The 24327-nt window shown below is 60.1% G+C and carries 20 protein-coding genes; 1 reads left to right on the forward strand and 19 read right to left on the reverse strand.

Annotation, left to right across the window (positions count from 1 at the left end; translation table 11 throughout):
- Positions 1-31: 31 nt before the first annotated feature.
- The 18 genes from thiE to VFI82_06035 form a co-directional block, all read right to left on the reverse strand.
- Positions 32-694, reverse strand: coding sequence for a thiamine phosphate synthase (gene thiE / locus VFI82_05950; protein ID HET7184207.1), 663 nt, complete (start codon positions 692-694; stop codon positions 32-34).
- Positions 691-2055 carry an acetyl-CoA carboxylase biotin carboxylase subunit gene (accC, locus tag VFI82_05955; GenBank protein HET7184208.1) on the reverse strand — a complete coding sequence of 455 codons (1365 nt, stop codon included), beginning with the start codon at positions 2053-2055 and terminating at the stop codon, positions 691-693. The genes thiE and accC overlap by 4 nt, the downstream gene beginning before the upstream one ends.
- A 108-nt stretch (positions 2056-2163) precedes the next feature.
- Entirely contained in the window at positions 2164-2673 is a 510-nt protein-coding gene (gene accB / locus VFI82_05960) for an acetyl-CoA carboxylase biotin carboxyl carrier protein (protein ID HET7184209.1), read from the reverse strand.
- A gap of 24 nt (positions 2674-2697) precedes the next feature.
- The gene (locus VFI82_05965) at positions 2698-3774 is read right to left on the reverse strand and encodes a Xaa-Pro peptidase family protein (protein HET7184210.1); all 1077 of its coding nucleotides are present in this window, start codon (positions 3772-3774) and stop codon (positions 2698-2700) included.
- Between the two features lie 141 nt (positions 3775-3915).
- Positions 3916-6366: a type IV pilus secretin PilQ gene (gene pilQ / locus VFI82_05970; protein ID HET7184211.1), complete on the reverse strand. Its 2451-nt coding sequence runs from the start codon at positions 6364-6366 to the stop codon at positions 3916-3918.
- A 190-nt stretch (positions 6367-6556) separates the two neighbouring features.
- The gene (locus VFI82_05975; protein HET7184212.1) at positions 6557-7207 is read right to left on the reverse strand and encodes a hypothetical protein; all 651 of its coding nucleotides are present in this window, start codon (positions 7205-7207) and stop codon (positions 6557-6559) included.
- A gap of 8 nt (positions 7208-7215) precedes the next feature.
- A complete protein-coding gene (gene pilO, locus VFI82_05980; GenBank protein ID HET7184213.1) occupies positions 7216-7833 on the reverse strand; it encodes a type 4a pilus biogenesis protein PilO in 618 nt (205 codons plus the stop codon).
- Positions 7834-7843: 10 nt separating this feature from the next.
- Positions 7844-8443 (reverse strand): PilN domain-containing protein, encoded by a 600-nt coding sequence (locus VFI82_05985; GenBank protein HET7184214.1) that lies wholly within the window; start codon positions 8441-8443, stop codon positions 7844-7846.
- Positions 8440-9498: a type IV pilus assembly protein PilM gene (gene pilM, locus VFI82_05990; protein HET7184215.1), complete on the reverse strand. Its 1059-nt coding sequence runs from the start codon at positions 9496-9498 to the stop codon at positions 8440-8442. The genes VFI82_05985 and pilM overlap by 4 nt, the downstream gene beginning before the upstream one ends.
- Positions 9499-9508: 10 nt before the next feature.
- Entirely contained in the window at positions 9509-9742 is a 234-nt protein-coding gene (locus tag VFI82_05995; GenBank protein HET7184216.1) for a helix-turn-helix domain-containing protein, read from the reverse strand.
- Between the two features lie 498 nt (positions 9743-10240).
- Entirely contained in the window at positions 10241-10567 is a 327-nt protein-coding gene (locus VFI82_06000) for a carboxymuconolactone decarboxylase family protein (GenBank protein HET7184217.1), read from the reverse strand.
- 158 nt (positions 10568-10725) lie between these two features.
- Positions 10726-13650 carry an Rne/Rng family ribonuclease gene (locus VFI82_06005; GenBank protein ID HET7184218.1) on the reverse strand — a complete coding sequence of 975 codons (2925 nt, stop codon included), beginning with the start codon at positions 13648-13650 and terminating at the stop codon, positions 10726-10728.
- Positions 13651-14134: 484 nt separating this feature from the next.
- Positions 14135-15226, reverse strand: a complete 1092-nt coding sequence (gene rodA / locus VFI82_06010; GenBank protein ID HET7184219.1) for a rod shape-determining protein RodA — start codon at positions 15224-15226, stop codon at positions 14135-14137.
- Entirely contained in the window at positions 15223-17190 is a 1968-nt protein-coding gene (gene mrdA, locus VFI82_06015; GenBank protein HET7184220.1) for a penicillin-binding protein 2, read from the reverse strand. The genes rodA and mrdA overlap by 4 nt, the downstream gene beginning before the upstream one ends.
- Positions 17191-17334: 144 nt before the next feature.
- Positions 17335-17853, reverse strand: coding sequence for a rod shape-determining protein MreD (gene mreD / locus VFI82_06020; protein ID HET7184221.1), 519 nt, complete (start codon positions 17851-17853; stop codon positions 17335-17337).
- Positions 17853-18983 (reverse strand): rod shape-determining protein MreC, encoded by a 1131-nt coding sequence (gene mreC / locus VFI82_06025; GenBank protein ID HET7184222.1) that lies wholly within the window; start codon positions 18981-18983, stop codon positions 17853-17855. Before mreC ends, mreD begins: the two co-directional genes overlap by 1 nt.
- A gap of 190 nt (positions 18984-19173) precedes the next feature.
- A complete protein-coding gene (locus VFI82_06030) occupies positions 19174-20235 on the reverse strand; it encodes a rod shape-determining protein (protein ID HET7184223.1) in 1062 nt (353 codons plus the stop codon).
- Between the two features lie 219 nt (positions 20236-20454).
- Positions 20455-21639, reverse strand: a complete 1185-nt coding sequence (locus tag VFI82_06035; protein ID HET7184224.1) for a hypothetical protein — start codon at positions 21637-21639, stop codon at positions 20455-20457.
- A 349-nt stretch (positions 21640-21988) separates the two neighbouring features.
- Between VFI82_06035 and VFI82_06040 the strand changes: the two genes are divergently transcribed.
- Positions 21989-23515 (forward strand): aldehyde dehydrogenase family protein, encoded by a 1527-nt coding sequence (locus tag VFI82_06040; protein HET7184225.1) that lies wholly within the window; start codon positions 21989-21991, stop codon positions 23513-23515.
- A gap of 80 nt (positions 23516-23595) precedes the next feature.
- Here VFI82_06040 and VFI82_06045 read toward each other — a convergent pair whose 3' ends face one another.
- The gene (locus tag VFI82_06045; GenBank protein HET7184226.1) at positions 23596-24147 is read right to left on the reverse strand and encodes a DinB family protein; all 552 of its coding nucleotides are present in this window, start codon (positions 24145-24147) and stop codon (positions 23596-23598) included.
- Between the last annotated feature and the right edge of the window lie 180 nt (positions 24148-24327).

Here is a 24327-nt window from a genome sequence, read left to right on the forward strand (position 1 = left end):
GCGGTACCCACAACAGTTAACCGCCCTGTGGTCAGTAGGGGAAGCGGAGGAATTCTCCCACGGCACGGCGTGGGTCCCCCAACAGATCGGAAATGACGGCGACAGAGTCGGCACCGGCCTGGAGCACGGAAGTTGCATTCTGTCGCGTGATTCCCCCGATGGCGACCAGCGGTTTGCGGGTCAGCGACCGTGCCGAGCGCACGCCCTCGAGGCCGACGACAGGGTCAGGCTTGGCCTTGCTGCGGGTCGCGAAGACCGGACCGATGGCGAGGTAGTCGGCGTCGGTTTGGTCCGCGGCCCGAAGCTGGTCCACGTTATGGGTGGAAACGCCCATCCAGAGCTGGATTTGGACGATCCTCCTGACGGCCGGCGGGGGAAGATCGTCCTGGCCGACATGGACGCCATCGAAAGCGGCAGCGAGGCAAAGATCGGCACGGTCATTCATAATGAGGCGCGCGCGATTGCCGGCGATGCGGCGCAACTCTCGCGCCTGCGACAGCATCTGTCGCGGACTGCCATTTTTATTGCGGTATTGCAAGAGCGTAACACCTGCGGCGAGCACATCTTCGGCAAATTGGAAGAGTTCGCGATCACCGGGAAAACAGAATGCGTCCAGAATTGCATAGAGCTTTGGAAAAGCGGCGGTTCTAAGGATTCCGATCGGCGAAGACAGAGATGGATCGTGGCTGGTCATTGTGAGCCGGCGGCCTTGGGCGGAGCCAGCAAGCGTTCCATAAACTTGGTATCGGTGCGGCCGGCGCGAAAATCGGGATGGGCCAGAATGCGGCGGTGCAGCGGAATGGAAGTGTGGATGCCCTCGATAATGAACATCTCGAGGGCGCGCGACATACGGGAAATAGCCTCTTCGCGATCCCGTCCGCGAGCGACCAACTTAGCGATCAGTGAATCGTAGTACGGCGGCACGACGGATTCGGCATAGGCAGCGGTGTCAACACGGACCCCGGTTCCGCCCGGCGGATTGAAGGTCGTGATCTTTCCCGCCGACGGGGTGAACTTCTCCGGATGCTCGGCATTGATGCGGCACTCGATAGCGTGGCCGCGGGTTGCGACGGGGCCGTTCAAAACCTTCTCGAGACGTTCTCCCATGGCGAGCCGGATCTGGCTTTTGACCAGATCAACGTCGGTCACCATTTCTGTGACCGCGTGCTCCACCTGGATGCGCGTGTTCATCTCGATGAAGTGCAGGCTGCCGTCCTCGTCCATAAGGAACTCGACCGTGCCGGCATTCACGTACCCGATCTTCGCCAGCGTTTCCGACAGTATCTTGGCCATGCGCGCGCGCAGCTCGGGCGTGACCACGGCGGAGGGAGACTCTTCCAGCAACTTCTGGTGGCGGCGCTGGATGGAACATTCACGTTCGCCCAGGGAAATGACGTTACGGTACTGGTCGGCGAGGATCTGGAACTCGATATGCCGCGGGCGCTCGATGAACTTCTCCATGTAGAGGTCGCCATTGCCGAACGCGGCCGCCGCCTCCGATTGCGCCGCCTGAAAGAGATTGGGAATCTCCTCCTCGCTGCGGATGACGCGCATGCCGCGACCGCCGCCACCTGCGGAGGCTTTCACGATGACCGGGAACCCGACTTCCCGTACCCACTCGGCCGCTTCACCGGCTGACTGGACGACGCCCTCGGAACCGGGGAGGATGGGCACGCCGGCTTGCTTCATCGCCTGACGCGCTTTTTCTTTTTCGCCCATCAGACGGGTGATCTCCGGCGGCGGCCCGATGAACTTGATGCCGCAGGTTTCGCAGACCTCGGCGAAATTGGCATTTTCGCTCAGCAGGCCATAGCCGGGATGGATCGCGTCCACATTGGCGATCTCGGCGGCACTGATGACGGCTGGGATGTTGAGATAGCTCTCGCTCAGGCGGGGAGGACCGATGCAGATAGCCTCGTCGGCAAAGCGCACGTGCAGCGAGTTGCGATCGGCATCGCTATAGATGGCCACGGCGCGAATGCCGAGTTCCTTGCAGGCGCAGATGACACGGAGCGCAATTTCCCCGCGATTGGCGATGAGGATTTTCTTAAACAAGTTTCAGTTTCAATTTCAGTTTCAGAGTCTGTCGGTCCGTTAGTCCTTCAGCCATGTAGACGCTTGCCGAGAAACTCTACGACTGAGAGACGGACCGACTAAGAGACTTCACTGCGTGCGAATGGCGAACAGCGGCTGGCCGTATTCCACCGGTTGCGCATTGCTGACATAGCGGTTCACCAGTTCGCCGGCGAAGTCCGATTCAATTTCGTTCATCAGCTTCATCGCCTCGATGATGCACAGCACCTGGCCCACGGCAACGGTATCGCCCGGCTTGACGAACGGAGGCGCTCCCGGTGAGGCAGCCTCATAAAAGGTGCCTACGATGGGCGACCGAACGATGTGCAGCCCCGCCTCCTCGGCGACCTCCGCCGTGGTGGCAGCCGGCGGAGAGGCGGAAGCTGGAGAAGCAGGAGCGGTAGTCGCAGGGGCGGCGGAAGCAGCCTGCGCCACCGGCTGCGGTTGTGGAGCAACAAAAAAACGTGGATCGACCGCCACTTGCGGTTCGGCGCCACCACGCCTGACACGTAACTTAACGTCGCCGCGCTCCAACTCAAATTCGGCGATGTCCTTCTCGATTATGAATTCGATGAGTTCTTTCAGTTCTTTCTGATTCATATGAATTGGTTCGTCCGGCCCGACTCACAGCTCGATAAAATCTTTGGGGGCAGGCGTAAGAACCTCGCAGCCGCCGCCGGTCACCAGGACCATGTCTTCAATGCGAACGCCGCCTTTGCCGTCCACGTAGACACCGGGTTCGATGGTGATCATCATGCCGGCCTGCAGCGGTTCCCGCTGCCCTCGGCCGATACGCGGCGGTTCGTGGATTTCCAATCCCACGCCGTGACCGGTGGAATGCGTGAAATGTCTCGCCAATCCGGCGCTACGCAGCCTAGATCGAGCAGCCTGATCGACCTGTCCACACAAGGTACCGGCGCGCACCGCATTGACCGCCGACTGCTGCGCCTCAAGCACCGAGTTATACATCCTGCGCGCGCCGGCGGACGCTTTGCCGACATGCACAGTGCGAGTCATGTCCGAACAATAACCGTGGAGTATAACACCGAAATCCAAGACGACGAATCCGCGCGCTGGAATGGGAAGAGCGGAAGCAATGCCGTGCGGCATGCCGGAACGTACGCCGGCAGCGACGATCGTTTCAAACGACATGGCCTCCGCCCCGGCACGTCGCGCAGCGAATTCAATTTGCGCTGCAACCTCCGCTTCAGCGATGCCTGGACGAATTGACTTCAGTGCGACGTCCAGCAAGCTGGCGCCGAGATTCACGGCATCGCGAATGAGGGCGACCTCCTCGGAGTCCTTGATCATCCGCAGCTTTTCCACCACCCCGGAAACGCCGCGCAGCCGCGTTGCAGCGCCCAGCGCGGTGCGAAGCGCGGCGTGCATGCCGAGGGTGACGTGATCGCGCTCAACTCCGAGGGCGCGCAACCCCCTTTTCCCGGCAAATTGGGCGGCGGCGAGCAGCGGTGATCCCTTGCTGATGAAAACGCCAGCATGCGCAACCTGCTCTCGCGCCTGCGCTGTGTACCGCCCGTCGGTGAAAAAGGCCGGCCGGCCGTCATGCAGGAGCAGCGCCCCGGCGCTTCCGGCAAAGCCACACAGGTAGCGAACATTGGCGGGATGGGTAGTGAGAAAGGCGTCGAGGTGAAGTTTCTCCAGGTGCGCTTCTACGGCAGACTGGCGGCCGAGGTAGTCCATCAAGGGAAGAGTATCAGAATGGATGGTAGCTTTAGATTCACTTCATGACGGCTTTTCGCGATCGCAACCGGACACTTTGGGCAACAAAAGCGAAGCCCCCGAACCAGCCGGGGGCTCCTGGTTAGGTGATTGGTTTGCCGACTATGTCTGCACGATCTTGGGAGTGATAAAGAAGATCAACTCCTGCGTCTGAGTGGAAACGCTCCGACGCTTGAAGAGGTTGCCGAGGACCGGAATGTCGCCCAGGAGAGGCACCTGGGTCACAGACACCGAGTTTTGCGTCTGGATGACACCGCCGATGACCACCGTGCCGCCGTCCGTCACCAACACCTGCGTGGTGGCCTGTTGCGTGAGCAGTGTGGGATTGCCTTGCACCTGGTGGCCAAAGTCGGGCGAGGTATTCTCCACATCCACGTTCAAGAAGATGGTGTTCTCCACCGTGATTTGCGGAGTCACCTGCAACCGCAGTTCGGCGTCAACATACGTCGTGGTCGGCGGGCCGCCCAACTGCGCCGCGGTTACCACCGGAATCTTCACGCCCTGCTTCACGGTGGCGCCAATGTTGTTCTGGGTCACCACCCGCGGCCGCGACAGAATCTTCAACAGGCCGCGGCTCTCGGCCATGGTGAGGATGGTGTCGACGCGGTAATTGTTGGTCGCGTTCGACACGCTGAAGCCGGAGGTCGGACCTACAGCGCCCAGGTTTGAGAACAGCGGAATCGCATTGCCAGTGGTGAAGTAGGTTGGGCTCGGGATGGCGACGAGGAGCGGACTGGTTCCGACCGCCGTCGCGCCGCCGACTGCCGTGGGAGTGTTACCCCAGGCAAATCCAAGCTGTACACCGATGTCACGCGCAAAGTTACGAGTAGCCGAGACGACGCGGGCTTCGATTTCAACTTCCTGCGTCTTGCGGTCCAGTTGTCCGAGCAGGCGCTGGACCTCAGGAATGGTGCTGGGAATGTCGGTGATGATCAACGCATTGGTGCGCGGATCGGCGACAACATCGCCACGCGCCGAGAGGAACTTCTTGACGATCGGCATTACATCCTGGGCGTGAGCGTAGCTGAGGAAGTGCGTTACCTGGACCTTGTCCACGGCCAGGGCCTGCGCTTCGGCTTGCTTGCGGCGCGACTCGGCCTCGTTGGTGAAGGTGTCCCGGGTTGCGATGCGGAGCACGTTGCCTTCTAAACGCCGGTCCAGCCCGTTGTTCTGCAGAACGATGTCGAGAGCCTGATCCCACGGCACATCGTCCAGCACGAGGGTCAAGCTGCCACGCACATTGGGATCCAGCACGATGTTGAGCCCGCTGATTTCGTGGATCAGGCGGAAGAAATCCTTCAGGTCAACATCCTTCAGGTTCACCGAAATGGGTTCGCCGGTATAGCGCTGGCCAGGTTGGGCGGGCGCTTGCGCCGCACGTTGCATCTGCTGTTGCTGCTGAGCTGCCAAGTTGGTCGCCGGCGCGCCGCTGGCGGGAGGCAGCACGCTGGGGTCAGAGACCTGCGGCGAACTGCTCTTGGCCAGGAGCTGAGCGGCAGTTTCAGTTTGTGCTTTGGTTTCGGTTTGGGCCTGGGTATCAGTTTCGGGTGTCTCCGGTTTGACCACGAAGCTTGGTTGGACCGCAACCACCTCAGCCGCCGCTTGCGGCTTCGACGGTTCGGTCGTAGTCATGGCGGCCGCGATGATCTGCGGCTTGGGCGATTCCGACGTCATCGCGGCGGGAACAACCATGCCCGCAAGCGATGGCCTCGCCGGGGTATGAATCGTCATCTGAGCCTGTGCTACAACCGCCGACGGTTCCGGCCTGACCTTCAGAACCAGCTTGTTGCCGACGGGCATAATATCGAACTCGCGAGCGCCGGCAAGGTCGACCACGACCCGCGTCACGGGCGGGTCTTGCTGAAATTGTCCCATGCGCACCGACTTGATGTCGGCGCCGTTGACCACGATCGAACGCGGATGTCCGGTCGGAATGGCATTGGGCAGGTCGACCACGACTCGATCCGGATCCGTTAGCGTCAGCGTCTTCGGGGTAAGCGGGGCGCTGGCGGAGATCTCAACCTGAATGCCGCCCTGGCCGCGCGTAACCGCGATATTCCGCACCATCACCGGCCCGGTGCTCGCGACGACCGCGTGCGCGGGCTTGGCCGGTTCCGCCGTCTTCATAGCGGCAGGAACCGGATTGGCTTGCTGCGGGGCGTCACCTGTGCTCACTCGCACCTGAAGTCCGCCGGCGATCTCGGAAACATTGACCACGGCGCCGGCAGTGAGCGTAATCTCCAGACGAGTTACCTCGCTGCCGCGGTTGCCGGTATATCCCAGCACACGGTAGGAGACAACACCCGGCAGATCGACAGCCTTGCTGGTGTCCTTCAGGCTGCCGGCTTGCACGCCCGTGAGATCCACCAGCAGCATGTTGTCGACCGGGCGATATTCAGTGTGGGTGAACGCGCCGCTCGCGTGGAGGACAAGGGTGGACGTTTGGGCCTGGCCCGTTACATTGACGCTGGTGAGTTGGGGGCCAGCGGCGGCCGCCATCGTGCTCACAAGGAGCAACAGGAATAAAACACCCAGCAGTTGCTTAAGCCTCATCTCGAATCTCCCCACGCGCAGGACAAAAGTCCAAAAGCGTGTGCGACAACTTACGACGCTTGCAGAATAGCCCCACCGTTCGCCTGCGCCGCAATTAGCTGCAGCGTGGAACCACGGCGGTTACTGCTCCTACGGTTCGGCCGAACTGAGGTACTGCGACTGCGAGTTCCAGAAAAAACTTTTTCCCACTTTAAACGACGGGCGCAACTACCTTCATGACGACGTCGCGCGTGCTCTGCTTGCCAAGGCGATCCATAACATTTTCACGGAACACCACCGTGTCGGCAGTAATCCTGACCACGTAGCCGTTGAACACCGGATCGTTTTCGCGGAGGAAGTAGCTGATCTTGCGCGTCGAACTCTCGACGACGGCGATCATACCGGCTTGCGATTTCACGATGCCTCGCAGAGACATGGCATTAATCGCAAGGCATTTCTTGCCGACCGAGCAGGTGGGCCCGACCGATCCTTGTTCGCGAATGGGACTGGTGAACGGGTCGCGCTTGGATACGGCCACACCGGAGGGTGTCTTCACCGCCGCTTTCTTGACCGCCACGGTCGCGGGCATGGCGGCGGGCTTAACTTTTACGGCGACCGCCTTGGGCTGCATCGGCGATTGGGACGGGGCATGGTCGGCCATTTTCGCCTTCGGCTGCATGGGTGACGGAGCAGCCGCAGGCTTGACGACATGCACCGCCGGTGCTGCCGGTTTAACCTGGGTCATTGGCTTGGCAGCGGCAGGTTTGGCATTGGGCGCGACCATTTGACTGGGAGGCGCGGTTTGCGCCGCCACCATGCTGCTTGCCATCACCGACATCAGAGCAATTGTTCTAGCCTTCATGGCTTCCCCTACTTCATCGAGGCGCTGGGCCCCGGCGTAATTTCACGGCTGAAGAAAGTGGTGGCGACCGCGGTTACGGCCACGGTTTCGGTGGGCGCGTACTGGTACTGCTTCTTGACGCCGGCTTCGCCGGCTTTGCGCAGCGAAGCCATCTTCAGCCCCGAGACGTTGATGATGCGATCCAGATGCGCCACATTCTCGAAGAAACGCAGCAGCGAATAGTACGAACCGTCAAGTTCGACATCGAACGGCACCTCGGTGAAGAATTCCTTCTGCGAGGTCGCCTTGGCGGCGTAACGCCGCACTTCTATGCCCGCCTTGCGCGCTTCGGCCTGGACCATCTCCATGAACTGAGGAGCTTCTTTCTCGTCGGGGACGATGCGTTTCATCTGCTCCAACTGGTCCTTCAGCGTGGCCAGCTTGCGCTCCATGTCGGCTTTCTTGTCCGCGTAGGGACGCAAGGCCGCGTTCTCATCTTCCTTGGCCTTCAATTGAGTCCGCATCGCCCGATTGGCATTGTCCATGTCGCGGTAGACGAACCAGTAGGCCGCGCCGCTGATCAGGACCGCCAAGCCAACCACGATTCCCAGTTGTACTGCCGAGGATAATTCTGAAAATTTCGCCATATTCGCCGCCCTAACTCTTCTGTTGAGGCTGCTTTTCGCAGACCAGGGTGAAGGTAAACGCGGTCATGTCCTTGACCACATCGTCCTGAAACGATTCCTTGATTTCGATGTTCTTGAAATATCCGGTCGCCTTCAGGTTCTTCATCAACTGCGCCACCGCGTCCACACTCAGCGCGATGCCGTCCAGATTGATGGCGGCACCGTCATCTTTCATGCTGTTCAGCCATACCGCGTCGGTCCGGTTCACCGTATCGCCGATGGTGGTCAGCAGGGTGGCGGGTCCAGACTGGTTGGCCTGCAGCTGATGAATCACGTTGACCCGGCGCTCGTAGATGTCTTTCTGTTTTTCCAGTTCGATGTACTTGGCCTTGATGTCGGCCAAGCGCTGATTTTCCCGCTTGGCCTCCTCCATCTTGATTTTGAGGTTGGCGGCGTCCCGTTGCAGGCTCGAGTAGTAGTAATAGTTGCCGCCCGCGGCCAGAGCGGTGATGACCAGCAGCACCACCAGCATATTGGGGCCGCCGCCGGAGACGGTCGTGGTGGCGGCGGCGACGGCGGCGCGCTTGCCCTTCTTCCCGGAAGTTACGCCCAACAAGTTTATGCGGATCATAAGTCGTCAAAGCTCCTCAGGGCCAAGCCCACGGCAACCGCGAGTTGTCCCGCGTTCTGATCGATCAAATCGGCGGCGGAGGTGCCCTCCGCGTAGCTGATCCGTGCGAAGGGATTCAGCACTTCCACCGGTAGGGAAAATTCCTGGCGCAGCGCTTCCATCAGGCCTGTGACCTTGGAAGAACCGCCGGCCAGGTAAATGCGCTCGATATGCTCGCCGGCGGCAGTGGCGCGGAAGAAATCGAACGTTTTCTGGATTTCCAGCACGATGATCTCGGTCACCTGCTGCAGGATGGGAACCTTGGCGTCCTCGCTGACGGTGCCCACTTTGTGGCCCAGTTTGAGCGACTCGGCGTCATCAAAGGTGAGGTCCAGTTCCTTCTGCAGCGAGTCGGTGTACTGGTGACCGCCGACGCTGACGTCGCGGGTGAACAGAGGCTTGCTGCCTTTGACGATATTGATGTTCATCACGCTGGCGCCAATATTGAGCAGCGCCACGGTGGTGCCCGGCGCGGGCTCGTAGTTGTACTCGTAACAGTTCTGCAGTGCGAAGGCGTCGATGTCGACGACGGCAGGGGTCTTGCCCGCCATGTTGAGCACGTTGGTGTAGTTGAGGATCTTGTCCTTCTTCACTGCGACCAGGATGATGTCCATCTGCGGACCGGTCATGTCCTCGGAGAGAAGTTGATAGTCGATATTGACGACGTCGATGTCGAAGGGGATATGTTGCGCCGCCTCGGTCTTGATGTCGTCTTCCAGTTCGCTTTCCGACCGGGTCGGAATCGAGATCGGCTTGACGATCACGGAGTGGCCGCTGACGCTGGTGGCCACGGCGCGCGCCTTGATGCCGTTGTCGTTGAATAGCTTGGTGATGGCGCTGGAAACCGAGGGGGAATCCATGATCATGGAATCCACGACCACATCGGAGGCCAGCGGCTCCACGCCCAGATGAGCAACTTCGATCCCTCCGCGGGACCGCTTCAGCTCGACGGCCTTGATGCAACTGGAGCCGATGTCGAGCCCGACGATGGTCTTGCTTCCACCCAATCCAAACATGCGTTCGCCCCTATTGCCCAGCCGCCATGCGCGCAGCCTTGGGCTTCTTCTTGTCGCGAGTCTCCCTCATGGTGCTCTTCTCTTCCATCCACTGGTCGAGCTTCGACTTCTTGAAGCGCCAGCGGTTTCCCAGCTTGAAAGCCGGAATTTTTTCTTCGTAGACGTACTTGTAGAGCGTGTCGGGACTCACGCCCAGGTACTGGGAGGCCTGGCGAATATTCATGACTTCTCGCGAATCGGCCATAAAGCGCTAAGCCCTTTCCAAAAATATGACAGCGACCCTGGTCGCGCTCTGCCCCTACGGGCGATTGCGGCCCTGCCAGGACCCCGCTCCCGGTCGTTCCCGGGCAGTGTCCGAACGGGGAGAGGAAGCTCCTGCAAGAGGAATTTCCTCTGCTGTCTCGGGGGGAGTTATCGTTGAGCGCTGCACCTTATATCAGTGTTAAGCAGGTGTGTGTCAATAACTACTTTGGTTGTTGTCCTGTAGTTTTGCCTGTTGTTTGGAAATTTCCGGAATTGAACTTCACGAGTATCTACCAGCTGTTGTGGGGGGTAACCAAAAATGACCCAATGGGCAGGGGTGTTGCCCGTTAGGGTTCTGCAATTTTGCCTGATTGGAACACTAGGGTAGTAGACCGGAAGTCATCGCCTTCGGGTTCATAACCAGGGAAGCAGGGGTCCGGGAACCCGGCCCCTGCATCGCGCATCGGCGCATTACTTGGGGTTCGGCGCCCTCCGCTGCCTAAGCCTGGTCGAACAACTTCACCGCCAATGCGCCGTGAGTGACGGCGGCGCCTGCCCGGAGTGCGGCCGCCAACATTGCCGCTTCGACCACTTCCTGGCGACTAACGCCGGCACGCTTTGCGGCGCGTGTATGCACGTCGAGGCAATAAGGGCATTGGGTTGTGCATGCCACCGCAATTGCGATCAACTCACGATATTTCCGCGGGATGGCGCTGTCATCACGACCGACAATCTTGTCGAATTCTACAAACGCGGAAAATTCGGCCGGCACCAGTTGTTTGAACTCGCCCAACTTTTTCATGTCATCAGAATCGTGATAGTGCATACGCCTTCACTCCTGTCGTTCGGGGCATTCGAGTCAATAACCGCCCGCCGATGTTAGGGGAAGCGCATGGAGGGGTCAAATCCGCGCCTTCGGTTGAGAAAAAGCGCGCCCAGTTGCGAGCGCGCTGCAGTTGATATCCGAGAGCTGCCAGGTCAGAGCTACAGGTCAAACTGCTCCTGATGCAGCGTGGCGTCGGGCTTGATGATAATGCTCTTGCCGGTCAATTCCTCCAGATCGTTCAGCCACTTTGCGTTATTGGCCTTCAGTTCCTTGGCGACCTCAGGATTAACGCGCAGCAGGATCTCCGTCCCTTCCAGGTGTCGGCGCATCTTCTTCATTTCGACATAGATTTCGTTGCACACCGTCTCCACTGATTTCACCAGCCCAGTGCCGGTGCAGTATGGGCAGGGGGTCCCAAGCGTGCGCTCCAGGGAGTGCTTGACGCGCTTGCGCGTAATCGCCACCAGTCCGAAATCGTTGAACTGGAGGACCTTCGAAGGCGCGCGGTCGCCGCGCAAAGCTTCTTCGAGCGCTTGCATGACCTTCTGCCGGTTCTTGCGCTCATCCATGTCGATGAAGTCGATCACAATGATGCCGCCCAGGTCACGCAGCCGGATCTGGCGCACGATTTCCTTGATGGCATCGACGTTGGTCTTCACGATGGTGTCTTCCAGCCGCGACGTCTTGCCGACGTACTTGCCGGTATTCACGTCGATGGCAACCAGCGCCTCGGTCTGATTGATGACGATGTAGCCTCCGCTCTTCAGCCACACCTTCGATTTCAGCGCCTTGTTGATTTCTTCCTGGATGCCGAACTGGTCGAACAGCGGTGTCTCCTTGGTATACAGGCGGACGCGGCGCACAAGGTTGGGCTGGAAGCGGTTGACGAAGCGCAGCACGCGCTCGTACTCCTGCTCATTGTCCAGCCAGACGTGGGTGAATTCCTCGGTGAGCTGGTCGCGCAGCGTGCGCTCCACCAAGTTAAGGTCGTGATAAATCAGCGCCGGAGCCTTGCTGTTGTCGGCGCGGTTCTTGATTTCGTTCCACAGGTTCTTGAGGAAGCGGATGTCGGCCTTGAGTTCGTCTTCGGCAACATTTTCCGCGGCGGTGCGGACGATGAAGCCGCCGTGGCCGGGCACGTCGCGCTCGCCCATAACAATGCGCTTCAAGCGCTGGCGCTCATCGTCGGAGGAAATCTTGCGGGAGACGCCAATGTGGTTCACCGTCGGCATGTACACCAGGAAGCGTCCGGGCAGCGCGATGTGACTGGTAATGCGCGCGCCCTTCTTGCCGATGGGTTCCTTGGCGATCTGGACGACGATCTCCTGGCCTTCCTTCAGCATGTCGGAGATCATCGCCTGCTGCCGTTGTGCCGGACGGAATTGGCGCATGCGACGGCCGCCGCGACGGCCTCGCCCGCGACGCTCGAACGGCGGACGCTGGGTCCGCTGCTGGTAGCCCGCCGTACCGGCCGAGGCGCGAAGCTCAGCGCGGTTGGCGGTTTCTTCCTCGCCTCCGGCTGCCTCCGCCTCGTACTCCGCTTGGTCGCCGTTCTCCTCCTCTTCAAGCTCTTCGGCGGCTTCGGCTTCGGATTGCGCTTCCTCGACGGCTTCGGTCAATTCATCGCCAACTTCGGCCAGGTCGCCGTTGCGCTCGGCTTGGATCGAATGCGGCTCCAGCGTCTCCTCCTCCAGTTCCTCGTAGTCGTCGGTTTCTTCGAGGTGCTCGCCTACAATGGGCAGCTCCGCCTCTTCTTCCTCTTCGATTTCTTCATGCTCGACCGTCTGCGAAGGCGAAGCGGAAAAGGTGTGTTCGGCGTGGGCTTCGGCAGATTCGTGCTGATCGTCCTCGTGCGCAGCCTCAACGCCGCCCTCTCGTGTTGGTGATCCCTCGCGCTGCGTTCCGGCGTGGGTTTCGTCCGCTGTGACTTCTGCGCCACAGAAACCTGTGTTCATGCGATCTAAGCGCTGCTCGCGTTCGGAATGCTTGGACTGATCCTCAATCTCTCCCGGGAGCGGCGTCTCGGCGCCAACCTGCTGAAACGCCGGTGGCTCGATAACCGGCGGTTCGGCTGCATGCGCTTCGGTGCGCGGCAGCTCGCGGTCCGCGACTTCGTCGTGTGACCCAGCCGCGATTGCCATGGCTTCCGACGATTCACCCGATGCCGACTCAACGTGCTCCACATCGAGGACTTGCGCGGGTTGCGATGGCTTCATGCGCGCATACTTCGAGATCGATTCGCCGGGCAAAATGATCGGCTGGTATCCCGGCGGTGGAGCGTAGGATTGCTCGCGATCGCGCTCCCGTCCGCGGCCGCGATCGAATCCGCGCTCCGGACGCCGTTCACGCTCCATGGTTCGATCCTGTGCGCGCGGCAGCTCTTCGTGCGGGGCCGGCTGACCTGGCGGCTGAGAAAATTTCGCCAACGATTCGCCGGGCAACATCTGTGGCGGCGGCGGCGGGGCGGCCTGGGAAAACTTGGAAATCGATTCACCCGGCAAGATGATGGGCGGGTACCCGCCCGGCTGCGGCTCGCGGTTGCCTTCGGATTCTCCAGATTCCTGGTCGCGGGCCGCGAACTTGGATTCCGGGAAGCCGCGGCCGCGGCGTCCACGGCGCCGCCGGCCGCCGCGCCCGCGCCAGGGGCCTTCGTTGGAATCCGACCCGGCGGCACCTTGCTCGGCCGCAGGCGGCATGTCCGAAGGTCCTTCAAACGATCCCTCAAAAACAATCGGAGAAGACGGCCGCGTTTCCGCTTCCGGTTCGATCAGGTGCGGCTGCACTTCCTCGGGGGCGCGGAATTCCGCACGCGGTCCGCCAACCTTAACCGGATCGAATTCGTCCTGCTCGTCTTCCATTTCGAAGAAATCGGAGACGTAGAGAAACGCGTCCCGCTCCAAGCCAATGTCCACAAAGGCGGACTGCATGCCCGGAAGCACGCGCGTGACCCGGCCTTTGTAGATGGATCCGGCCAGGGTGTATTCGTTTTCGCGTTCGTAATAAATTTCGGTGAGTTGGTCATCCTCGGAGACCGCAACCTTGGTTTCATGCGGTGTCAGGGAGACAAAGAGCTCTTTCGACATGCTTGCTCCACTCCCGCTTGCGCGGGACGAGCACCTGTAGCTAACGAGGGGCGACAGCAGGACGGAGCGTCAAGATGCAACCTTCCGGCACTCCCCGGCCCGCCGCGATGGAAGCGGAAGGCTCGGTTGTCGGACGGCGCTCACAAGATGCGAGCACGATTCGTTGTAATAGACTCGGAATCTTTAGCACCTCGCGCACCTACACGGGGTTTGTGACCGCTCTTCCGGGCCACGCTGCGGTTGATCCGACCGCGCGTCATCCGAAGGCGCCGTTACCTGCCCCGCGGCGCTGGTTCAGGGTACGGGAGGCTTCCCGGCGCGTCGTCGCAGCCCGGATGTGCCGCTCCAGTCCCCTGCCTGGCTCAATCCTGTACCGGCCCCTCACGCGGCCGGTGCAAACCCCCGTATCGAGGGGGCGATCGTATTCAAAACTGTTCGCCCTTGCGCCATTGACATGGCTGCAAAGGCGGATTCCATACTCTTCTCAGTTCACGAACCGGCGCATGCGTATGTTCATCACAATGCCGAGCGCCAGGAACGTAAATAATACAGACGAGCCGCCATAACTCATCAGCGGCAACGGTATTCCGGTGACGGGCATAAAACCGACCACCATGCCGACGTTGACCAGGATGTGGAAGGTCAAGACCGCCACCACACCCATGACCAAGAACGTACCCGACCGATCCGGCGCCGTTTGGGCGTTGTTGATCAGTCGCATCAGCACAATGAAGTATAGCAGCAGGATCGCCATTGCACCGACAAATCCGTGTTCTTCGGCGTAGGCCGCAAAGATAAAATCAGTTTGCGGAACCGGCAGAAATGAACCCTGGATCTGCGTGCCGTGGCCAATCCCTTTGCCCCAAATCCCTCCTGAACCTACCGCGATTAGTGATTGTATGACCTGGTATCCCGAGCCGTGATAATCGGCCTCCGGCTGCATGAAGCTGGTCAGACGGTCGCGCTGGTAGGGTTTCAGGACGTGCCAGGCGACGGGCGCCATCATCGCTCCCAACAGCAGAATCGCCATCGCGTGCTTGAACCTGAGACCGCCTAGAAACAGGCCCATGAGCGCGATGGGCATGTAGGTCAATGCGGTTCCCAGATCCGGCTGGGCGAGCACCAGCAGCATGGGCACGCCCACCAGCAGGCCGGCTTTGACGATATCGGAAATGGTACAGTCCTGCTTTCGAACATCGGAAAAGTACTTGGCGACGGCGATAATCAGAATCAGCTTGACCCACTCGGACGGCTGAAAGTGGATGCCGCCGCCGATCTTGATCCAGCGCCTCGCTCCCAGGTACCTCTGACCGAACAACAGCACCGACATCAACGCCGCCACCGAGATCACGTACATCCATGGTACCTGGTCCAGGAGAACGTGGTAGTTGATGCGGCTCACGATAAACATCACGAACACGCCCCCCAAAATCCAGTACACCTGGCGAAGGTGCGCGCCCGCGAACTTTGTCCCCACCGTCGCGCTGTAAATCTCAAGAATGCCGGCAGCGCAAATGGCCAGAACGAATCCCAGCAACACCCAATCAAAATCGCGGAATGAGATGTAACGTTTCAATGAATCACCGCTGCCGCCACCGGGGCCTTGGTCGCATCCAGGTCAACATGAATGCGCGCGCCGCGCATGCCGTCGCCGCCATGCCCATCGGGATCCGGTATGCCCCAGAAACCGGCCAGCTCAACCGCATTGTGTTTCGCAGCTGCCGCCATCTTCGTCTCTTTGGCTCGCTGCTTCAGCACGTAGGCTTTCACGACCTGCGCCGCCAGCCGGGCGGCGAACTGCCCGTGCTCGCCGCCTTCGAAGAGCACCGCCACCACCAGTTCAGGATTGCGCCGGGGTGTGACGCCCACGAACCAGGCATTGTCTTTGACGGAGTGTTTGTGGCCGAGCTTTTGCGCCAGCGCGTTGCTCATGGTCTGTGCACTGCCAGTTTTGCCCGCGAAATCGATGCCGTCCAGGTGCGCGCTGCCCGCGGTTCCGGCAGGCGAGGGCACGAGCGACATGGCATCAGTAATCGTCTCCCAATTCTTGGGGTCGATGGGCACCGTGGTGCTTTCCCGGAACGCGGCCGGCTTGAGCTGCGCCGGCATCTCATCCGGGAAAACCACGTGCGGGCGGCGCAGGACGCCATCGCTGGTGATGGCGCCAACGGCGCGCGCGAGTTGGATGGGCGTGGCCGCCACCGCTCCCTGTCCAATGCCGACCGAAATGGTCTCGCCCGCGTACCACTTCTGCTTGAAGTTCTTGATCTTCCACTGTTCTGACGGCATCACGCCGGCGACTTCGTTGGGAAGGTCGATCCCGGTCTTCTGCCCCATGCCGAAAGCGGTGGCGTACTTCGCGATGCGATCAATCCCGAGCTTTTCCGCCAGCGTGTAGAAGAACGTGTCGCAGGACTGGTAAATGGCCTTGCTGATTTCCACCATTCCGTGCGTGGAATGCTGGGCCGTGATCCAGCACTTGAAATAACGCCCGTAGAAAGTGCCGCCGCCGGTGCAATTGACGTGCATGCTCTGTGCGATTCCTTCCTGCAGGCCGGCGGTAGCCATGATGATCTTGAACGTTGAACCCGGCGCCAGCTGCGCCTGGATGGCCTTGTTCAGCAGGGGGTGATCATCATCGGTCACCAGCCGGTTCCATTCCGCTTTCTTGATCCGCACCGCGAACGAGTTCGGGTCGAAGGTGGGACGGCTCACCATCGCCAGGATTTCGCCGTTGCGTGGATCCATGGCGACGATGGCGCCATTTTTGTCTCCGAGCGCTTCCTCGGCGGCAATTTGCAGGTCGATATCCACCGTCAGCTTGAGCTGCTTGCCGGGGACTGCGGGGGTCTCATCGAGGCGGCCGACCTCCTTGCCGCGGCTGTTCACCAGCGACCGCCGGAAACCATTCTTCCCCATCAATATGTCGTTATACGATAGTTCTACGCCGGACTTTCCCACCACGTCGCCGGCGCTGTAGAACTCCCACTGCGGGGAGTTCAGCATGTCCTCGCTGACCTCGCCCACGTATCCCACCAGATGGGCCATGAACCCGCCCTTGGGATAGAGGCGGCGGTTGGCCATGATGGTGTCCAGTTCCGGGAGCTCATTGCGGTGCGATTCGATGAACGCCAGCTCATCCGGCGTGATGTCGTCCTTCAGGAAAATCGGCTGGTATTGCGGGGTGAAGGAGAACTTCTTGACGCGATCCCGGACCTCGTCCGGATCCATGTGCAGGCCGGCCGCGATGACGGGCAGGTCGGTCCAGACATTTTTCGACGCATCGCGCAACAGCAGCGCGGAAAAAGAAGGATAGTTGTCGACGATGATCCGCCCTTCGCGGTCGAGAATCTTGCCGCGGGGGGCCAGGATGGGAACGTTCCGGATGCGGTTCTTTTCCGCTAACTGCAAATAGTATTCGGTGCCGACCACCTGCAAGCGCCACAGCCCAAAGACCAGGATCAGGAAAATGCCGAGGATGCCGTATTGAACGGCGTTGAGCCGGAGCTGCGGTACTTTGTCGTCGCGTCCTAACGGCATGGTTCAACTCTGAATGGTTAGATGCTGCTGGTTTTTCTTCGTCTCTCGGTCTTTCAGTCTTTCAGTCTTCCGGCCATTATCAGTCGCAAACAGCGAAATAGTGGTCCGGATCGATTGACCGACTGACAGACTGACAGACTGTCGTCACGTCCGCTGCCGCAGCCGGTCCAACGCCGTGTACAACAACAGGCCCAGGGCCGCATTGGCAATAGCAGCGATCGCCTGATGGCCCCACCGCCAGAACATGACCTCTCCTGCCAGCCCGCGGGCGACCGCAAAGTAGATGACCTGGTGTAACAGGTAAAACCCAAACGTCACCAGCATGCGCGATCCGGGATTTTCCACGTCGATCTTGACGCCGAGTGACGAGGCGCCGTATCCCACCACCGTCTTGGCAATTCCGTACAGACCGATTGGCTGGTGCGTCAGACTGTCCTGCATCAAGCCGATCACGCCGCCAGTGAGCAGCCCGCTGATCTGGTTGCGCCGGGCCATGCCGAAATAAATCGTGACCAGCAGAGGCAGGTCGAACATGGCCAGCCAGGGGAAATACAACGGCAGGAATCGTTGCAGCAACAAGGCTGCCAGGGGGACTGCCACCGCCACCGCCACCGGGAAGCGATAAACTTCGATCTGCTCGCGGGAAACAGTGTGGGTGGCCACTACCGTGGGGTGTCCTTTGCTGGATTATCGGGCTTGGCGGCATCGGTCACCGATTTCGCCGCATCCGCCACGGGCGCAATTACAGGTTCTTTCCGGACCGGGGTTTGCCCTGCCGTCTCGGGCGGAGTTGCCGGCTTCGCTGCGTCATTGGCCGGCTTCGAGGTCGTCGCCGGAGGCGCGGGTTTGGCGACCACACCCGTCGCGCCGGCCTTCGCCTCAGGCTTCGGCGGCGGCACCGACGGCAGCCGGCGCGCCAAAATATCGATGGCCCGTATCGGACCGCTCTGGTCGGCAACATCCGGGGCCTTGTCTACGATCTTGGTGATCACCAGCACCTCTTCCAGCCTGTCGAGATGCGCGGCCGGCCTGACTTCCACATTGAGGAAGGTGCCCGCCGGATTCACGCGAGAGACGGTCCCGACCGCCATTCCCTTGGGATAGACGCGATCACCACCGCTGGTCAGAATGCGCTCGCCGGGTTCGATTTTTTCGTCCGCCATGACGTTGGCGAGGAAAGTTTCGCCCGTCGAAGAGCCCTTTAAGACTCCTTGCAGCCGCGATTTCTCCAGGATTACTCCCGCGCCGCTGGTGGGATCGTTGATCTCCAGAACCAGCGAAGAGGTCGGGTAAACGCGAAAAACCTTGCCGACGATTCCGTCGGGAGTGACGACGGGCATGTCGGCCTTGATCCCGTCGCGTGATCCCTTATCAATGAAAACTCCGCGGGAGAAATCACTGCCGGTGGTGCTGATCACCTGCGCCGCCATCGTCTGCGAGATGAATTGCTCCTTGAATCCGAGCAGCGTTTGCAGGCGCCGCGCCTGTCCGGCATCTTCCGAGATTCGCACCTGCTCCAGCCGCATGCGTTCTATTTCCTCGCGCAATTGGCGGTTTTCGCTACGCACGCCACGCAGGTAGAGGTAGTTGTGCCAGGCTTCGCTAAACCAACGCGTGCCGTGGACCGCGCCTTTTTCGAAAGGAGTAACGGCAGAAACAGCCCAGATGCGGATAAGGCGCGAAGACCCTTGGTCGGTGCCCTTCTTGACCTGGACCGCGAGCCCGAGAATCTGGGCAAACAATACCACCGCCAGGATGGTCAGGTTTCGATGGCGGTTGATGATGTTGTCCACTTCAAACCAGTGGCTAGCAGCCAGGAGTTAGAGGTTAGTAGTTAGCGACCTTAGGGCATCAACCGCCAGCCGGTAGCGAGCAAACAGGCTGCGAATCCGCCATCATCCCATTCATGATGGTTGCATAATCTGCACTTCATCCGCGTTAATCTGCGCCGAATTTCACTAGCCTTCCTCGGTGCCTCTGTGGCTATTCGAGAGAGATCTTTCGCAGCAGTTTGAAATCGCTCAGCATCTTGCCTGTACCCAGCACCACACTGCAGAGCGGATCGTCGGCGATGGAAACCGGCAGTCCGGTTTCTTCGCGGATGCGCTTGTCCAAATTCTTGAGCAGCGCGCCGCCGCCGGTCAACACGATGCCGCGATCGCTGATGTCGGCACTCAACTCCGGAGGGGTACGCTCCAGTGCCACGCGAATCGCATTCATGATCGTAGCCACACACTCGCTGAGCGCTTCGCGCACTTCGCTATCGTCCACGGTAATGGTCTTGGGAACGCCCTCGATCAGATTCCGGCCCTTGATTTCCATGGTCAGAGGCTTATCCAGCGGGTAGGCGCTGCCGATCTCAATCTTGATCTGCTCCGCCGTGCGCTCGCCGATCAGCAGGTTGTACTTCCGCTTGAGGAAATTCATCACCGCTTCGTCCATCTGGTTGCCGGCCATGCGCACCGAACGCGAGTACACAATGCCGCTGAGGGAAATGACGGCGATATCGGTGGTGCCGCCGCCGATGTCGACGATCATGTTCCCGCTCGGTTCGGTGATCGGCAATCCGGCGCCAATGGCCGCCACCATCGCCTGCTCCACCAGGTGTACTTCGCTGGCTTTGGCGCGGTAGGCGGAGTCCATGACGGCGCGTTTTTCTACCTGCGTGATCTCACTGGGGACGCCGATCACTATCCGCGGATGCACCAGCATCTTGCGGTTGTGGGCCTTCTGAATGAAGTAGTTCAGCATCTTCTCGGTGACCTTGAAATCCGCGATGACGCCGTCCTTCATCGGCTTGATGGCTACGATGTTGCCCGGGGTGCGGCCCAACATCTCCTTGGCTTCCTTGCCCACCGCCTCCACTTCCCCGGTGTTCTTGTTGATCGCCACGATGGACGGCTCATTCACCACAATGCCTTTGCCGCGCGCGTAAACCAGGGTATTCGCCGTGCCCAAGTCGATGGCCAAGTCGCTGGAAAACATGCTGAACAGCGAGCGCACATTGTGGAAGCGGGAAGTTGGATGGAAACCGTTCGTTGACATACTTCTTCTCTCTGGAACCTGGTTTTCTTGTAACCTGTCCTGATTTCTCCTGCCCGACTGCACTGATTCTATTCGATGTGCACCGCTATCGGTGGAACCAAAGTCGCAGCCCTACCGTGATTCTCCATATCCCACCGCGCGGCGCAAGTCCCTGAGGAGTGTCCACGATCGCGGCTCCGCTCCTGGGCTGAAGATCGAAACGGACACTGGCCGCCCGGGTTACTGGATCAAAATCTTCTGCTGCTTCGTCTTCACCCCGCCTTTAGCGTTCTGGGCCGTCACGGTGATGATGTTCTCTCCATTGGGCAAGGGAGGAGTAAAGAAGAAGAAGGAACCGTCCTCACGTACGCCGGGGACCTCGGTGCCATTCACCATGACGCGCGCCGTCTTTTCCGTCTTGCCTTTCACCTCGATCACGTGTCCGTGCTGGACGAATGGCGCCAGCTCCAGCGCGATTTCGGCGCTCTCCGTGCCCTTGGCAATCACGGTGAAGCGGTTTTTTTCGCTCTCCACCGACTCCTTGCCATCGGCATCGACCGACTGCACCGTCCAGTAATAGGCGCCTTCGGCCAGCCCGGGGACCTTCACTTGCGGCAGCGGCGTCCGCTTGTCGTACACGGTGGAGGAGAAGTACGGATTGCGTGAGATGCGCACGTGGTACTGGACGGAATCCTGAACCGGGGACCAGACGAAATCCACCAACCCTCCGGCTTGCATGTTGACGAAGATGGGAGCGACGTTGGCAGGCGCGATCAGCGTCGGGGGCGCAACTTCCTTCAGCTTCGTCATCTTCTTCGATTCCTGAGTGAAACTCACGCGCTCGTACTCGCCCAGTTTGACCTTTTCTGTGCCGCGGGCGATTTCGCCGGTGCCTTTTTTCAGCAGCACCTCATGCTGGTCGGCGCGAGGGTCATTGCGGACCATGGCCGAGCTGTCCGCTCCGATGGAAGCAGTCGCGCCGGCCAAGATGACCTGGCTCTTGGAACCCTGTGTGTACGACGAGGTCGAAAGGTCCACCGTGCCCGTCGTCAACTCCACCGCGACCTGCGTTTGCTGTGCGGTGTTGGTCGAGTTCTCCTGGATGACGATCAGCGAATCCTGCTTGATGGTGTAATTGGTGTTGTCGGGAAACACCACTTTCGCGATTCCCTCGTTGCTGGTCTGCACGACATCGCCTTTTTCCAGCGGAACGTTGAAATCGGCATTGACCCAAGTATTGCTGTTCGCCTTCTTGACGCGCACCGTGCCGTCAATCGCTGTAAAGCTTGCGGCTTGCTGGCCGGTGCTGTTGCCCGGACCGCGGCCTCTTTTTCCGAGCCAATCGGCGACCGCTTCGCCGGCCTTGCGTGCTAAACGCTTCGTCGGTTCGGGAAAGAGGAGGTGCAGGACGAACGTCAGCGCCATCGTCACGATCAGAATTAACAGAAGGACACTGCGATACGTGACCGTGGTCCACGAGATTTGGAAGCCCGCTTTGTGTTTCGGTGGCACGCGTTGGAACAATTAAATTGTAGGACTTGGGGTAATGTGGCGAGAGTACCACAATGGCTAACCGTCGCAAATAGGTGAATAACTTGAGAATTACCCCTTGCAGGTCTTTTGGAGGGGCGGGCCACTGTGGCCGATCCATGGCAGCGATTGGAGTGCCAAGTTGGACCTGCAGCTCAGCTTCGCAGCCGCGCGCACTTGCCTACCCTTGGCCTCCCGGATACGATGATGGGTTTGTACTTATTTCGCTGGAGGCGCGCAGCAAATGGCCACTGATGTGGACGTTATCAGCAAAGTAAAGACCGCCCGGATTTACAAAAACCTGATCGCCGGCCAGTGGGTGGAAGCCTCGACCGGCGAGACCTTCGAGAACCTGAATCCCGCCGACACCCGCGATGTGGTCGGCGTGTTCCAGAAATCCGGCAAGGCCGACGTGGACGCCGCCGTGGACGCCGCCCGCCAGGCATTCAAGAAGTGGCGCCTGGTGCCGGCTCCCCGCCGCGCTGAAATCCTCTACCTCGCCTCCCAGATGCTGGCCGAACGCAAGGAAGACTACGCCCGCGACATGACGCGCGAGATGGGCAAGGTGATCAAGGAAACCCGCGGCGACGTCCAGGAAGCAATCGACACCGGCTTCTACATGGCCGGCGAGGGACGCCGCATGTTTGGCGCCACCGTGCCTTCCGAGTTGCCGAACAAGTTCGCCATGGCTGCGCGCCATCCCGTAGGCGTGTGCGCCATGATCACGCCGTGGAACTTCCCCATGGCGATTCCCTCCTGGAAGCTCTTCCCCGCCCTGGTTGCCGGCAACACGTGCATCATCAAACCGGCGCAGGATACTCCCCTGTCAGTATTTAATTTTGTGCAGACGCTGGTGGACGCCGGCGTTCCCTCGGGTGTGGTCAACATCGTGACCGGCTTTGGCTCGAAGATCGGCGCGCCGCTGACCGAGCACCCGGAGATCCGCGCAGTCTCCCTGACCGGCTCCAGCGACGTCGGGCGCATTGTCGGTGAATCGTGCGCCAAGAGCTTCAAGCGCTGCTCGCTCGAGCTCGGCGGCAAGAATCCGATGATCGTTCTCGATGATGCCAACCTCGACCTGGCGCTCGAAGGCGGCCTGTGGGGCGGGTTTGGCACCACCGGCCAGCGCTGCACTGCGACCAGCCGCATCATCGTTCAGAAGGGTGTCTATGGCGAGTTCGTGAGCCGCTTTGTGGAGCGCGCGAAGAAACTCAAGATCGGCAACGGGCTCGATGAGACGGTGGACATGGGTCCGGCGGTCAACAAGTCACAATTGGAAACCGATCTCCAATACATCGAGGTCGGCAAGGCGGAGGGCGCCAAGCTGCTTTGCGGCGGACACCGTCTGGACAGCGGCATTTACAAGCATGGCTGGTTTCTGGAGCCTACCGTGTTCGGCGACGTCAACCCGCAGATGCGAATCGCGCAGGAAGAAATCTTCGGGCCGGTGGTGTCGATCATTCCCTGTGACGGCTTCGAGGATGCCATCGAGATTGCCAACGGCATCCAATACGGCCTCTCCAGCGCGATTTACACTAAGGACGTGAACCGCGCCTTCCGCGCGATGCGCGATCTGTTCGCCGGCATTACCTACATCAACGCTCCGACGATAGGCGCCGAGGTGCATCTGCCTTTCGGCGGAACCAAAGCAACCGGCAACGGGCACCGTGAAGGCGGGCTCGGCGCGATCGAGTTCTACACGGAGTGGAAGTCCATCTACGTTGATTACAGCGACAAGCTGCAGCGCGCGCAGATTGACAGGCCAGAATAGAGACAAGTTAGAAGCAGGAAGTCTAAAGCAAGAAGTCAGAACGGCGGCGTCACTCGCCACGACGTTCTGACTTCTTTGTTTCAGAAGCTTCCTTCGTCCGCGCTAGGTCCGTAAATCGACGGCACCGGCAGGTCATTCAGCCGCAAATAAACTCCCAACTGCGCGCGATGGTGGATGATGTGGTTGAGCACGAAGGAGCGGAGCACCACCACCTTCGGCATGGTCATGATTGGCTGCCCAGTCTTCAGCAGCGACCACGACTTCATCAGCTGCGCGTCGGTGGCAGACTGCAAACCTTTCCTCGCGTTGGCGACATTCTCGTCGAACGTTTCCAGAACTTGCTTGCGGTTCTTGGTTTCAGGCAGCTTGAATGGCTGTCCGCCGGCGGGAGCGATGTCGAGCGAATCTTCCTTGAGCGTCATTACCGCCCACAGCGGAAGGTTGGCCAGGTGTCCTGCCAGCCATCCCATGGAACCGGATTTGGCGTGCGGTTTGAAGTCAAACTTGTCGTCGGGCACGCGTTCCAGCGTCTTGCGGGTGTTTGCCATCTCCTGATCGAACTCCGGCAATAATGATTGCGCAATCGCCTTACCGGCGCTGGAATCAGCGAACGTCTTGGGTAACGATGCCACTTGTCTCCTCCTCTGATCAGGGTGATCAGCTATGAGATGTCCGGCCCGCCGGACAGATGCAGTGATTCATTCTTCTCCAGGGAGGTTTGGTGGAGCCGCGGGAAATGCCGCCATCTACATTCCGCATTCTCGATTCTTTGCCACAAGAAAATGCACTCCTCTGTGCCCTCTGTGGCTAAT

Source organism: Terriglobales bacterium (assembly GCA_035691485.1).
Lineage (GTDB): Bacteria > Acidobacteriota > Terriglobia > Terriglobales > Acidobacteriaceae > JAIQGF01.

What these genes read in the sequence shown, in the direction of transcription:
- accB (HET7184209.1), bottom strand. Translation starts at nt 2,673, where the DNA reads ATGAATCAGAAAGAACTGAAAGAACTCATCGAATTCATAATCGAGAAG.
- VFI82_06000 (HET7184217.1), bottom strand. Translation starts at nt 10,567, where the DNA reads ATGCACTATCACGATTCTGATGACATGAAAAAGTTGGGCGAGTTCAAA.
- VFI82_05975 (HET7184212.1), bottom strand. Translation starts at nt 7,207, where the DNA reads ATGAAGGCTAGAACAATTGCTCTGATGTCGGTGATGGCAAGCAGCATG.
- VFI82_05985 (HET7184214.1), bottom strand. Translation starts at nt 8,443, where the DNA reads ATGATCCGCATAAACTTGTTGGGCGTAACTTCCGGGAAGAAGGGCAAG.
- VFI82_05995 (HET7184216.1), bottom strand. Translation starts at nt 9,742, where the DNA reads ATGGCCGATTCGCGAGAAGTCATGAATATTCGCCAGGCCTCCCAGTAC.
- pilO (HET7184213.1), bottom strand. Translation starts at nt 7,833, where the DNA reads ATGGCGAAATTTTCAGAATTATCCTCGGCAGTACAACTGGGAATCGTG.
- mrdA (HET7184220.1), bottom strand. Translation starts at nt 17,190, where the DNA reads ATGCCGTTAGGACGCGACGACAAAGTACCGCAGCTCCGGCTCAACGCC.
- VFI82_06030 (HET7184223.1), bottom strand. Translation starts at nt 20,235, where the DNA reads ATGTCAACGAACGGTTTCCATCCAACTTCCCGCTTCCACAATGTGCGC.
- thiE (HET7184207.1), bottom strand. Translation starts at nt 694, where the DNA reads ATGACCAGCCACGATCCATCTCTGTCTTCGCCGATCGGAATCCTTAGA.
- pilM (HET7184215.1), bottom strand. Translation starts at nt 9,498, where the DNA reads ATGTTTGGATTGGGTGGAAGCAAGACCATCGTCGGGCTCGACATCGGC.
- VFI82_06005 (HET7184218.1), bottom strand. Translation starts at nt 13,650, where the DNA reads ATGTCGAAAGAGCTCTTTGTCTCCCTGACACCGCATGAAACCAAGGTT.
- VFI82_05965 (HET7184210.1), bottom strand. Translation starts at nt 3,774, where the DNA reads ATGGACTACCTCGGCCGCCAGTCTGCCGTAGAAGCGCACCTGGAGAAA.
- pilQ (HET7184211.1), bottom strand. Translation starts at nt 6,366, where the DNA reads ATGAGGCTTAAGCAACTGCTGGGTGTTTTATTCCTGTTGCTCCTTGTG.
- VFI82_06035 (HET7184224.1), bottom strand. Translation starts at nt 21,639, where the DNA reads ATGGCGCTGACGTTCGTCCTGCACCTCCTCTTTCCCGAACCGACGAAG.
- VFI82_06040 (HET7184225.1), top strand. Translation starts at nt 21,989, where the DNA reads ATGGCCACTGATGTGGACGTTATCAGCAAAGTAAAGACCGCCCGGATT.